This is a genomic window from Sphingomonas crocodyli (assembly GCF_004005865.1).
Lineage (GTDB): Bacteria > Pseudomonadota > Alphaproteobacteria > Sphingomonadales > Sphingomonadaceae > Rhizorhabdus > Rhizorhabdus crocodyli.
The window spans coordinates 2,976,478-2,989,100 of the sequence record NZ_SACN01000001.1; the positions used below are offsets into that span (position 1 = coordinate 2,976,478).

9 protein-coding genes are annotated in these 12,623 nt (G+C 65.9%); 4 read left to right on the plus strand and 5 right to left on the minus strand.

The window, feature by feature from the left end; all coding sequences use genetic code 11:
- Positions 1–76 precede the first annotated feature (76 nt).
- The 3 genes from EOD43_RS14260 (at position 77) to EOD43_RS14270 (ending at position 5,514) form a co-directional block, all read left to right on the plus strand.
- Positions 77–3,259, plus strand: coding sequence for an efflux RND transporter permease subunit (locus EOD43_RS14260; protein ID WP_127744489.1), 3,183 nt, complete (start codon positions 77–79; stop codon positions 3,257–3,259).
- A 13-nt stretch (positions 3,260–3,272) separates the two neighbouring features.
- Complete coding sequence (locus EOD43_RS14265; RefSeq protein WP_127744490.1) at positions 3,273–4,718, plus strand: efflux transporter outer membrane subunit; 1,446 nt, start codon at positions 3,273–3,275, stop codon at positions 4,716–4,718.
- Positions 4,719–4,911: 193 nt separating this feature from the next.
- Entirely contained in the window at positions 4,912–5,514 is a 603-nt protein-coding gene (locus EOD43_RS14270) for a cysteine hydrolase family protein (RefSeq protein ID WP_127744491.1), read from the plus strand.
- 132 nt (positions 5,515–5,646) lie between these two features.
- Here EOD43_RS14270 and EOD43_RS14275 read toward each other — a convergent pair whose 3' ends face one another.
- From EOD43_RS14275 to EOD43_RS14295, 5 genes are all read right to left on the minus strand, one after another.
- On the minus strand, positions 5,647–5,871 hold the full coding sequence (locus tag EOD43_RS14275; protein WP_127744492.1) for a hypothetical protein: 225 nt from the start codon (positions 5,869–5,871) through the stop codon (positions 5,647–5,649).
- Between the two features lie 107 nt (positions 5,872–5,978).
- Positions 5,979–8,582, minus strand: a complete 2,604-nt coding sequence (metH, locus tag EOD43_RS14280; RefSeq protein ID WP_127744493.1) for a methionine synthase — start codon at positions 8,580–8,582, stop codon at positions 5,979–5,981.
- A gap of 45 nt (positions 8,583–8,627) precedes the next feature.
- On the minus strand, positions 8,628–9,692 hold the full coding sequence (locus tag EOD43_RS14285) for a homocysteine S-methyltransferase family protein (RefSeq protein ID WP_127744494.1): 1,065 nt from the start codon (positions 9,690–9,692) through the stop codon (positions 8,628–8,630).
- The gene (gene metF, locus EOD43_RS14290; RefSeq protein WP_127744495.1) at positions 9,689–10,633 is read right to left on the minus strand and encodes a methylenetetrahydrofolate reductase; all 945 of its coding nucleotides are present in this window, start codon (positions 10,631–10,633) and stop codon (positions 9,689–9,691) included. The genes EOD43_RS14285 and metF overlap by 4 nt, the downstream gene beginning before the upstream one ends.
- Positions 10,630–11,601 carry an ArsR/SmtB family transcription factor gene (locus tag EOD43_RS14295; RefSeq protein WP_127744496.1) on the minus strand — a complete coding sequence of 324 codons (972 nt, stop codon included), beginning with the start codon at positions 11,599–11,601 and terminating at the stop codon, positions 10,630–10,632. Before EOD43_RS14295 ends, metF begins: the two co-directional genes overlap by 4 nt.
- Before the next feature lie 90 nt (positions 11,602–11,691).
- On the opposite strand from EOD43_RS14295, the gene EOD43_RS14300 reads away from it, so the two are divergent.
- A complete protein-coding gene (locus tag EOD43_RS14300) occupies positions 11,692–12,621 on the plus strand; it encodes an MlaA family lipoprotein (protein WP_240653205.1) in 930 nt (309 codons plus the stop codon).
- Positions 12,622–12,623: the final 2 nt, after the last annotated feature.

Sequence of the window (12,623 nt, forward strand, 5' to 3'; positions counted from 1 at the left end):
ATAGCGAGGCGGGTGGCGTGTCCACCCGCCCCTCCACTCCGAACTATCTGAACTCCGTTCACAGGAGACGGCCCCCATGCGCCTGTCCCGCTTCTTCATCGACCGGCCGATCTTCGCCGGAGTCATTGCGATCATCATCACCCTGATCGGGGCGATCGCCTATTTCACGCTGCCGATCGCGCAGTACCCGGACGTCGTGCCGCCGACCGTGACGGTCAGCGCCACCTATCCGGGCGCGTCGGCCGAAACCGTCGCCGAAACGGTCGCTGCTCCGATCGAGCAGGAGATCAACGGCGTCGACAACATGCTCTACATGCAGTCGCACTCGACCGGCGACGGCCGCCTGACGATCACCGTCACGTTCAAGCTGGGCACAGATCTGGATGCCGCGCAGGTGCTGGTGCAGAACCGGGTCGCGGTCGCGACGCCGCGCCTGCCCGAAACCGTGCAGCGGCTGGGCATCGTCACGCGCAAGACGTCGCCCGACTTCCTAATGGTCGTGAACCTGATCTCGCCTGACGACAGCCTCGATCGCGGCTATATCTCGAACTACGCCCTCACCCAGGTGCGCGACCGGCTGTCGCGTATCGATGGCGTCGGTGACGTGCGCCTGTTCGGTTCGCGCGATTATGGCATGCGTGTCTGGATCGATCCGGGCCGTGCCGCCGCGCTCGATCTGACCGCGGGCGAGATCGTCGCCGCGCTGCGTGCGCAGAATGTGCAGGTCGCCGCCGGCACGATCGGCCAGCCGCCTTATGACACCGGCTCCGCCTTTCAGATGAATGTGGAGACGCAGGGCCGCCTGACCGATCCGGCGCAGTTCGCCGATATCGTGATCCGCACCGATCCCGACGGCCGCCAGGTCCGGGTCAAGGATGTCGGCCGGGTCGAGCTGGGCGCCGAGGACTATAACAGCAACACCTATTTCAGCGGCAAGCCGACCGTCGTGCTGGGCGTGTTCCAGCGCCCCGGCACCAACGCGCTGCAGGCCGCCGAAGAGGTGAACGCCGCGATGGACGATATGGCGAAGTCCTTCCCCAAGGGCCTCGAATATCGCGTCATCTACAACCCCACCGAGTTCATCGCCCAGTCGATCGACGCGGTGCGCGACACGCTGATCGAAGCGGTGATCCTGGTCGTCATCGTCATCCTAGTGTTCCTCCAGAGCTGGCGCGCGGCGATCATTCCGGTGATCGCGATCCCCGTCTCGCTGATCGGCACCTTCGCGGTGCTGGCGGGCCTCGGCTACTCGCTGAACAGCCTGTCGCTGTTCGGGCTGGTGCTGGCGATCGGCATCGTCGTCGACGACGCGATCGTCGTGGTCGAAAATGTCGAACGCAATCTGGAGCGCGGCCTATCGCCGAAGGACGCCGCCCGCGTCTCGATGGACGAAGTGTCGACCGCGCTTGTCGCGATCGTGCTGGTGCTATGCGCGGTGTTCATCCCCACGCTGTTCCTGACCGGCATTTCGGGCGCCTTCTACAGCCAGTTCGCGGTGACGATCTCGACCTCGACCGTCATCTCGCTGGTCCTGTCGCTGACGCTGTCGCCCGCGCTCGCCGCGATCCTGCTCAAGGCCAAGCATGGCGACGAAAGCGGCCCGCGCTGGCGCCGGCTGCTGGCCAAGGCCGGCAATCGCTTCAACCGCGGTTTCGATCGTATGTCGCAGCGTTATGCCCGCATGACCGGCTGGCTGATCAAGCGTCCGCGCAAGGTGCTGTCGACCTATGGCGTGCTGATCGCCGCGACGGTGGCTCTGTTCTGGTCGACCCCGACCGGCTTCATCCCCGCGCAGGATCAGGGCTATTTCCTGACCGTGATCCAGCTGCCCGCCGGCTCCTCGCTGGAACGGACCGACGCGATGATGCGCAAGGTCGCCGAACGCATCCTGCCGATCCCCGGCATCAAGGGTTCGGTGATGCTCGCCGGTCTCGACGGCCCGTCGCAGACGCTGCAGCCCAACGCGGCCGCCGCTTATTTCCCGCTCGACAGCTTTGCTGACCGATCCAAGCTGGAACATGGCGACTTCAAGACGATCTTCGCCGAGGCGCAGAAGCGCACCGCGGACATCAACGGCGCGCGCCTGATCTTCCTGCCGCCGCCGCTCATCCAGGGCATCGGCAATGGCGGTGACTATGCGATGGCGGTGCAGGATCGTTCGAGCCAGGGCTATGCCAACCTTGCCAACACCACCTACGGGCTGACGGGCAAGGCGAACCAGACCGAGCATCTGGCGTGGGTGTACACCCTGTTCGAAAGCGCCACGCCGCGCATCTTCGCCGATGTCGACCGTGCCAAGTCCGACATGCTGGGCGTGCCGCCGGAGAAGATCTTCGAAGCGCTGCAGGTCTATCTGGGTTCGGCCTTCGTCAACGACTTCAATCTGCTCGGCCGCACCTATCGCGTGACCGCGCAGGCCGATGCGCCCTTCCGCAACACCACCGCCGATATCGCCAACCTCAAGACGCGGTCGGCGGCGGGCGGGATGGTGCCGGTGGGTTCGGTCGCGAAGTTCGAGGATAAGACCGGTCCGTGGCGCGTGACCCGCTACAATCTCTATCCGGCCGCGATCGTCGCGGGGAACGTGCCGCAGGGCAGCTCTTCGGGTCAGTCGCTGGTCGCGATGGAGAAGCTGGCCGACGCCACTCTGCCCAAGGGCTACACCCACGAATGGACCGATATCGCCTATCAGCAGAAGATGGTCGGCAACACCGCCGGCATCGTCTTCGGCATGGCGGTGGTGTTCGTCTTCCTCGTGCTCGCCGCGCAATATGAAAGCCTGGCTCTGCCCTTCGCGATCATCCTGATCGTGCCGATGACTTTGCTCGCGGCGATGATCGGCGTGAACCTCAGGGGCATGGACAACAACATCCTCACCCAGATCGGGCTGATCGTCCTCATCGCGCTGGCCGCCAAGAACGCGATCCTGATCGTCGAGTTCGCGCGGCAGGGCGAGCAGGAGGGACTGTCGCCTGCCAAGGCGGCGATCCAGGCGGCGCAGATGCGTCTGCGGCCGATCCTGATGACCAGCTTCGCCTTCATCCTGGGCGCGGTTCCGCTGGTCATCGCCGAAGGCGCGGGCGCGGAGCTTCGTCAGGCTCTGGGCACGGCGGTCTTCTTCGGAATGATCGGCGTCACCGCCTTCGGCCTGATCTTCACGCCGACCTTCTATGTCGTCACCCGCGCAGCCGCCGATCGGCTGAGCGCATGGCGTGGCCGGGGCAAGGGCATCGATCCCGCGCTCCAGCCCGCCGAATAAGGGAGCCAGATCCATGCGTCTGATCCACACACTACTTGCCGCAACCGCGCTGATCGGGACCACCGCACAAGCGGTCGGCCCCGACTACAAGGCGCCCATCGTCAGCCCCGGCGCCGAGGCCCCCTTCCTCGGCGCCACCTCCTCCACCACTGTCACGGCAAACCCTGCGGCCGAACAGTGGTGGAGGCTTTACGACGATCCCATCCTCGATCGACTGATCGCCGACGCGCTCGCCGCCAATACCGACGTCCGCGTCGCGGTCGCCCGGATCGAGAAAGCGCGCGCTGCCCTGCGCGGGGCCGCCAACGGACGCCTGCCGCAGACCGGCATCGATGCGAGCGCCAATTACGGGCAGGTCTCGGCGATCCAGACGATCCCCGGCGTCGACCGTGAAAGCTGGCGGATCGATGCGGGGCTCAGCGTGTCCTACGAGGTCGACCTGTTCGGCCGCGTCGGTCGCGGGGTCGAGGCGGCCAAGGGCGATCTCGCCGCCGCCGCCTTCGATGCCGATGCGGTCCGCGTCGCGGTCGCCGCCGATACGGCGCGCGCCTATCTCGACGCCGCATCCGCCGCCGAGCGGATCGCGGTCGCCGAACGGATCGTGAAGCTGCTCGACGACAGCACGCGCATCACCAACGGCCGGTTCGAGGCGGGCCGCGCGACCCGGCTCGACGTGATCCGGGTGCAGGCGCTGCGCGACCAGCGCAAGGCCGACATCCCCGCCTTGCTCGCCGAGCGTGAGAACGCCCTGTTCCGCCTCGCGACCCTCACCGGTCGCGCCCCGCGCGACCTGCCGAGCGATGCGGGCACGCGCACCACGATCCCGCGCCTCACCAGCCCGGTGCCGGTGGGCGACGGGCACGATCTGCTCGCGCGCCGCCCCGACGTGCGCGCGGCCGAACGCCGCCTTGCCGCCGATACCGCGCGGATCGGGGTGGCGACCGCAGATCTCTACCCTCGCATCTCGCTGGGCGGCGGGATCGGGCAGACGAGCACGGGGCTGGGCAACCTGTTCGGCGGCGGGCCGCTCAACTGGTTCCTGGGGCCGCTGATCAGCTGGGCCTTCCCCAATCAGGAGCCGGTTCGCGCGCGGATCGCCGCGTCTAAGGCCGATGCCAAGGCGTCGCTCGCGAGCTTCGACGGCACGGTGCTGACCGCATTGCGCGAGACCGAAACGGCATTGTCGGCCTACCAACGCGAACTCCAGCGCCGCGACGCGCTCCAGGCCGCGCGCGACGAATCCGCCGCCGCCGCCCGGATCAGCGCCGCCCGCCAGCGCGAAGGGCAGATCGACTATCTCTCCTCGCTCGATGCGCAGCGCACCTTCGCGGATTCGGAAGCCGCCCTCGCCGCCTCCGACGCCCGCATCGCGACAGCGCAGATCGCCCTGTTCCGCGCGCTGGGCGGCGGCTGGCAACAGGCGCCGGCGGTGGTGGATACGAAGGTGGCGTCCAAATAAATCCTCCCCCGGAGGGGGAGGTGGCGCCGAAGGCGACGGAGGGGGCTGGCCACAAGCGGAACCGCCGGGCTCCCACCCCCTCCACCGCTTCGCGGTCCCCCTCCCCGTCCCGGGGAGGATTTCATGGGTCCGCCTTTTCGGAAATCGCCCTCCCCCACTTGGCGCTCCCATCAAGCCGCGCCACCGTGCGAGCATGAGCATCACCATCACCGGCCGCGCCGCCCTTCTCATCTCCGAAATGCAGCGCGGCGTGATCGAGGCCGGGGGCACGTTCAACGCGCTCGCCGGCCAGGTCGCCGAACGCGGCATCACCCCGCGTATCGCCGATCTCGCGGCCGCCTTCCGCGCCGCCGGCCTGCCGGTGGTCCACCTGCCCGCAACCCACCGCCCCGACTTTGCCGACGCGCCCGCCAACACGTTGATCGCAGCCCTCGCGCGCAAGCATAAGCAGATGGTGCTGGGCACCGAGGCGGTCGAGTTCGTCGACGAACTCCAGCCGGTCGAAGGCGACTTCTCGATCCCCCGCACGGCGGGGATGGTCCCCTTCCACGGCACCACGCTCGACCTCACGCTGCGCCGGATGAAGATCGAGACGGTCGTGCTGACCGGCGTTTCGACCAACCTCGCCATCCCCGGCGCCGCGATTGCGGGATCGGACCTGGGCTACAACATCATCGTGGTCGAAGATTGCATCGCGGGGTCCGACGCCGAGACGCATCGCGTAATCGTGGAGAACCAGCTTCGTATGGTCGCGCGGATCGCCAGCGCCGAAGAGGTGAAGGCGGCTATCGCTTAGATATTTTGCCGATTGCCTGCTTAGCCGCAATCCTCGGCAAGGCATTGTTCCCGGTACTAACCGGGAATTCACGCAGAGCTGCGTAAGTTGCAACACCAAGTGCCAGAAGCGATAACGCAAGACTCGCAAATGCTATGCGGTTTGCGCCGCGAGCAATATCGTTTCCTTCTCGCGCAATCTGCCGATCTTCTTCTCGCTCGGCAGCTTCTGCGGCTTGGACAATTGCAGCGCGGTCGCCCGATTGCTCTGCAAGCCACTGCCTAACAATAGGTGCTTTTCGCTCACCATAACGACCTTCGGTGAGGAGAGTCCTTGTCTGCTCGACGCCTTGCGCCTCGCATCTTGCACGAACGTCATCTCGCCACTTTGTATAGTCGCCAGGCAGCATGCGCCAATGCTGGTCAATTTTGCCGCAAAGTCAAATTGCTTGCGAGTTTTGCGACCACGTCCTTGGTATAAGAAAATCAGTCCAGGTTCGGCCGCAGCCAGCGTTCGGTGACGGACAATTCCTCGCCGCGCCGCGCGGCATAATCGGCGACCTGATCCGGCCCGATCCGCGCGACGCCGAAATAGCTCGCCTCCGGGTGGCCGAAGTAGAAGCCCGAAACCGCCGCTGTCGGCAGCATCGCGAAGCTTTCGGTCAGGGTGATGCCGGTCTTTTCCTGCGCGCCGAGCAGATCGAACAGAATCGGCTTCAGGCTGTGGTCCGGGCACGCCGGATAGCCGGGCGCCGGGCGGATGCCGCGATATTGCTCCTTGATCAGCGCCTCGTTGGTCAGTTGCTCGCCCTCGGCGTAGCCCCAGAGCGTGGTGCGGACGTGGAGGTGGAGACGTTCGGCAAAGGCTTCGGCCAGACGATCGGCCAGCGCCTTCAACAGGATGTCGTTATAATCGTCGGTCTCGGCCTTGAAGCGCGCGATGTGCGGATCCATGCCGTGGATGCCGACCGCGAAGCCGCCCATCCAGTCGTCCTGCGGCGCGACGAAATCGGCGAGGCACATGTTGGCGCGGCCCTCGCGCTTCTTGATCTGCTGGCGCAGGAAGGCGAGGCGCGTGTCGCCGTTCACGATGACGTCGTCGCCTTCGCTATGCGCAGGCCAGAGTGCGGCGATGCCCTTCGCGGTCAGCCACTTCTCCGCGATGATCGTGTCGAGCATCGTCTGCGCATCGGCGAACAGGCTCGACGCGCTTTCGCCGACGACCGGATCGGTCAGGATCGCGGGATAATTGCCCGCCAATTCCCACGCGCGGAAAAAGGGCGTCCAGTCGATATAGTCGCGCAGATCCTCGAGCGGCCAATCGGCGAAGACGTGCGTGCCGGGCTGCTTGGGCGCATCGGGCTTGAGCGCGAAATCGGCGACGAAGCCGTTGGCGCGCGCCTCGTCGATCGTCGCGAGATCGTTCTGCCCCTTGCCTTCGCGCGCTATGCGGACGGCGTGATAATCGGCCGCCGTCTTGCGCACGAACTCGTCGCGCTGCGTATCCGACAACAGGGTCGATGCGACGCCGACCGCGCGGCTCGCGTCAAGGACGTGGACGACCGGGCCTTCATAGGCCGGCGCGATGCGCAAAGCGGTGTGGACCTTCGATGTGGTCGCGCCGCCGATCAGCAGCGGCATCGTCATGTTGGTGCGCTGCATCTCGGCCGCCACCGTCACCATCTCGTCGAGCGAGGGGGTGATCAGGCCCGACAGGCCGATCATGTCGGCATCATTCTCGTTCGCTGCCTGCAGGATCGTCATCCACGGCACCATCACGCCCAGATCGATCACTTCATAGCCGTTGCACTGGAGCACGACGCCGACGATGTTCTTGCCGATGTCGTGAACGTCGCCCTTGACGGTCGCCATGATGATCCGGCCCTTGGCCTTGGCGCCTGCTTCCTTCTCCGCCTCGATAAAGGGCAGCAGATGCGCCACCGCCTTCTTCATCACGCGCGCGGACTTCACGACCTGCGGCAGGAACATCTTGCCCGAACCGAACAGGTCGCCGACCACGTTCATCCCGTCCATCAGCGGGCCTTCGATCACCTCGATCGGGCGCGCGAACTGCTGGCGGCATTCCTCGGTATCGTCGACGACATAGGCGTCGATGCCCTTCACCAAAGCATGTTCGAGCCGCTTGACGACGTTCCAGCCGCGCCATTCCTCGGCGGCCTTTTCGGCGACCGCATCCTTGCCGCGGAAGCGCTCGGCGATCGCGATCAGGCGCTCGGTGGGCGTCTCGTCCTCCGAACGCGCCGGGCGGTTGAGGATCACATCTTCGCACGCTTCGCGCAGTTCAGGGTCGATCGTGTCGTACACGTCGAGCTGGCCCGCATTGACGATGCCCATGTCCATGCCGGCCGGGATGGCGTGGTACAGGAAGATGCTGTGCATCGCCTTGCGCACCGGCTCATTGCCGCGGAACGAGAAGCTGAGGTTCGAAAGACCGCCCGAAATGTGCGCGTGCGGACAGCGCTTGCGGATTTCCTTGCACGCCTCGATGAAGTCGACGCCGTAATTGTTGTGATCCTCGATCCCCGTCGCCACCGCGAAGATGTTGGGATCGAAGATGATGTCCTCGGGGCTGAAGCCATCGGCGACGAGCAGCTTGTAGGCGCGCTCGCAAATCTCGACCTTACGGTCCTTCGTATCGGCCTGCCCGACCTCGTCGAACGCCATCACGACCACGGCCGCGCCGTACTGGCGGCATTTGCGGGCGTGATGGAGGAAGGCTTCCTCGCCTTCCTTCATGCTGATCGAATTGACGATCGGCTTGCCCGAGACACACTTGAGCCCCGCCTCGATCACGTCCCACTTGGAACTGTCGACCATCACCGGCACGCGCGCGATATCCGGCTCGGCGGCGATCAGCTTGAGGAAGGTCGTCATCGCCAGTTCGGCGTCGAGCAGACCTTCGTCCATGTTGACGTCGATCACCTGCGCGCCATTTTCAACCTGCTGGCGCGCGACCTCGACCGCCTTCACATAATCGCCGCCCATGATGAGCTTCTTGAACGCCGCCGAACCGGTGACGTTGGTGCGCTCACCGACATTGACGAACTGGGTGGAGGCGGGGGTGGTCACTATGATGTCTTTCCGAACGTCTGGATCAGCGTGTCGAGGCGCGCCTTAGGCGGCCATCGTGAACGGGTCGAGACCCGCCAGCTTCATGCGGTGATCATGCGCATGCGGCACGCGCGGGGGCTTGCCCGCGACCGCCGCCGCCATCGCCGCGATATGCGGCGGCGTGGTGCCGCAGCAGCCGCCGACGACGTTGATCAGCCCCTTTTCGGCCCATTCGGAGATGAACGCGCCGGTCGTCGGCGGTTCCTCATCATACTGCCCCAGATCGTTGGGCAGGCCCGCATTGGGGTAGATCATCACCAGCGCATCGGCGATGCCCGACAGCACCTGCACATGCGCGCGCAGCAGATCGGCCCCGAAGGCGCAGTTGAGGCCCACCGTCAGCGGATGCGCGTGGCGCACCGCGTGCCAAAACGCCTCGACCGAATGACCGGAGAGGTTGCGGCCCGACATGTCGGTGATCGTCATCGACAGCATCATCGGGATTTCGACGCCGCGCTTCGTCTGCTCCTCGAATACCGCCATGATCGCGGCCTTGGCATTCAGCGTGTCGAAGATCGTTTCGATCAGGATGAAGTCGCATCCGCCGTCCATCAGCGCCGCGACCTGATCCTGATAAACATCGCGCATCGTATCGAAATCGACCGCGCGATAACCCGGATCGTTGACGTCGGGCGACAGCGACAGCGTCTTGTTGGTCGGCCCGATCGCGCCGGCAACAAAGCGCGGGCGCCCGTCCTTGGCGGCATAATCGTCGGCCGCCTTGCGCGCGATCCGCGATGCGGCAAGGTTCATCTCGCGCACCAGGTGAACCGCGTCATAATCGCCCTGGCTGATGATGTTCGCATTGAACGTGTTGGTCGACACGATGTCCGACCCGGCATCGAGATATTGCCGCGTATATTCGTCGATCACCTCGGGCTTCGTCAGCACCAGAAGGTCGTTATTGCCCTTCTGATCGGACGGCAGATCGTACGAACCGCGATAGTCGGCCTCGGTCAGCTTATACCGCTGGATCATCGTGCCGGCGGCGCCGTCGGTCAGCAGGATCCGCTCCTTCGCCTGCTGGCGGAAGATCGCGGCGGCTTCGGATTTCTTGAGCGTCGTCATGCGGCCTTCTCCAGCCCGGCCTTGTCCGCGCGCAGCCCCAGCAGGTGGCAGATCGCGAAGGACAATTCGGCGCGGTTGAGCGTGTAGAAATGGAACTGGCGGACGCCGCCCGCATAGAGCCTACGGCACATCTCGGCCGCGATCGTCGCGGCGACGAGCTGGCGCGAGGCGGGATGATCGTCCAGCCCTTCGAACAGGCGGCCCATCCACGCGGGCACTTCGGTGTTGCACATCGCCGCCATTCGCTGGGTCGCGGCGAAGTTGGAAACGGGCATGATGCCGGGCACGATCTCGGCATCGATGCCGGCCGCGCGCGCCTTGTCGCAGAAGCGGAAATAATGCTCGGGCGAGAAGAAGAACTGGGTGATCGCCCGGTCCGCGCCCGCATCGAACTTGGCCTTCAGATTGGCCAGATCGAACTCCGCGCTTTCCGAATCCGGGTGGCATTCGGGATAGGCCGCGACCGAGATTTCGAACGGGTGGAGCGACTTCAACCCCGCGACCAGATCGGCGGCATTCTGATAGCCGTCGGGATGCGCCTGGAACTTCGTGCCCGCGACCGGCGGATCGCCGCGCAGCGCGACGATGTGGCGCACGCCCGCCTCCCAATAGGCGTTGGCGACGTCGGCGATCTCGGCCTTCGATGCTTCGACGCAGGTCAGGTGCGCGGCGGCCGGAATGTCGGTTTCCTTCGCGATCCGCGCGACCGTGTTGTGCGTGCGTTCCCGCGTCGATCCGCCGGCGCCGTAGGTCACCGACACGAAGCGGGGCTTGAGCACCTTGAGCGTCTGGATCGACGCCCACAAAGTCTCTTCCATCTTCTCGGTCTTGGGCGGGAAGAATTCGAACGAGACCGCCGCATCACCCGCCACGTCGGCGAACAGGGGGGTATCGAGCGCGCGGCGCGCTTCTTCGAGCTGACCGAAAGGAACCGAGTTCATCGTACTGCCTTCAATGCGGCGCGCGTACCCCGCGCGCCCAACCACAATTTGACGGTGAGCGCATCGCCCACCAGCGCATCCACGTCCACCAGCGAAAGCCCCGCCGCATCGAACCAGCCGCGCAGCTGATCATCGTCGAACCCCAATCGCGCATGCGCATCGCGGGTGCGAAGCTCCTCGCGATCATGCCTGGCGAAGTCGATGATCAGCAGGCGCCCGCCCTCGTCGAGCAGCCGCGCCGCCTCTGCGATCGCCGCCGCCGGCTGCTGCGCGAAATGCAGCACCTGATGGAGGATGACAACATCGGCCGCGCCGTCGCCCAGCGGCAGCGCATACATGTCGCCCTGCCGCAATTCGGCCTGCTCCAGCCCTTCCTCGGCGAACTTGGCGCGCGCGAGGCGGAGCATTTCGGGGCTGCGATCGATGCCCAAGGCTGTTTCCGCCGTCGGCCCCAGCAGCTCGATCATCCGCCCGGTGCCCGTGCCGATATCGACCAGCCGGCCGACCGGTGCCGAATCGAGCATCTTCACGATCCGCGCCTCGACCTTGCTTTCGGGAACATGGAGCGACCGGATCGCATCCCATTCCTCGGCATGTTCGGCGAAATAGCGGGCGGCGGCGGAGGCGCGGTCGGCGCGAACGGCGGCCAGGCGCGCACGATCGGCGACCACCCAGGCATCCTCGCGATCGCCGCTCCACGCATCGAGCGCGGCGACCAGCGGCGCGACGCGATCGGCCTCGCCCAGCCCCAGGAACACCCAGCTGCCTTCCTTGCGACGCTCGGTAAGCCCGGCATCGGCAAGGATCTTCACATGGCGCGAGACGCGCGGCTGGCTCTGCCCCAGAACCTGGGCCAGTTCGCCGATCGACAACTCCATCGCGCGCAGCAGCTGAAAGATGCGCAGGCGGGTAGGATCGGCCAGTGCACGGAAGATCGCGGATGCATCTGAGGCCATATATGCAGACATAAAGATGTCTTTATATGCGGTCAAGGGAACTTGCGATCGGCTTATGAGTATGACAGGCGCGTAAATACGCACAAAGGGGACATTTTCCGCATGCGCCGCACGGCCCAGATCTTCTCCGCGTTGGCGCTCGTCGCCGCGCTTCCCGCCTGCACCACCACCCAGGTCGGTGAGCACCGCCTGGCCGAACGCGACCCGCTGGAAGGCCTGAATCGCGGCGTGTGGGGTTTCAATCGTGGCGCCGACAAGGTGGTGATCAAGCCCGTGACGACAGTCTATCGTGCCGTGGTGCCGAAGCCGGGCCGCGACGGCGTGCGCAACTTCTTCAACAATGTCAGCGAGCCGTTCAGCTTCATCAACAACATCCTGCAGGGCAAGTTCGATAGGGCCGCACGCAATTTCGGCCGCTTCCTGGTGAACACCACCGCGGGCGTCGGCGGTCTGTTCGACGTCGCGACCCGCGCGAAGATCCAGCCTGCGCCCGAAGATTTCGGCCAGACGCTCGCCGCCTGGGGCGCCAATGGCGGCCCCTATCTGATGCTGCCGCTGTTCGGCCCGTCGACGCTACGTGACGGCGTGGGCACCGGCGTGGGCTGGTTCGCGGACCCGTACAGCGTGTGCCGGCGCGAATGCGGGCTGCCGCAGGAAGTGCGTTACGGCCTGATCGCCGCGACCGTGATCGACGCGCGCAATTCGATGATCGAGAGTGGCGCGGACAATTTCCTCGAGAGCGCGCTCGATCCTTATGCTGCGGCGCGGTCGGCCTATTTGCAGCGGCGACAGGCGCAGATCCTCAATCTGGACGGCGCCGGCCCCGGCGCGGACGATACCGCCGCGACCGACGGCGTAGCCAACCCGTCAGGGGCCAGCCCCGCGATGGGAGTCGACGAGGATGCCGGGATTCCGGCCTCCGATGCGACTTCGGCCGCCGATGCCGATGCGGGCATCCCGCCGGCCGAAGCCACGCCTGCGCCCGCACCCCAGCCGGCCACGCCCGAGACCCCGGCCCCGCAGCCTCAATAACT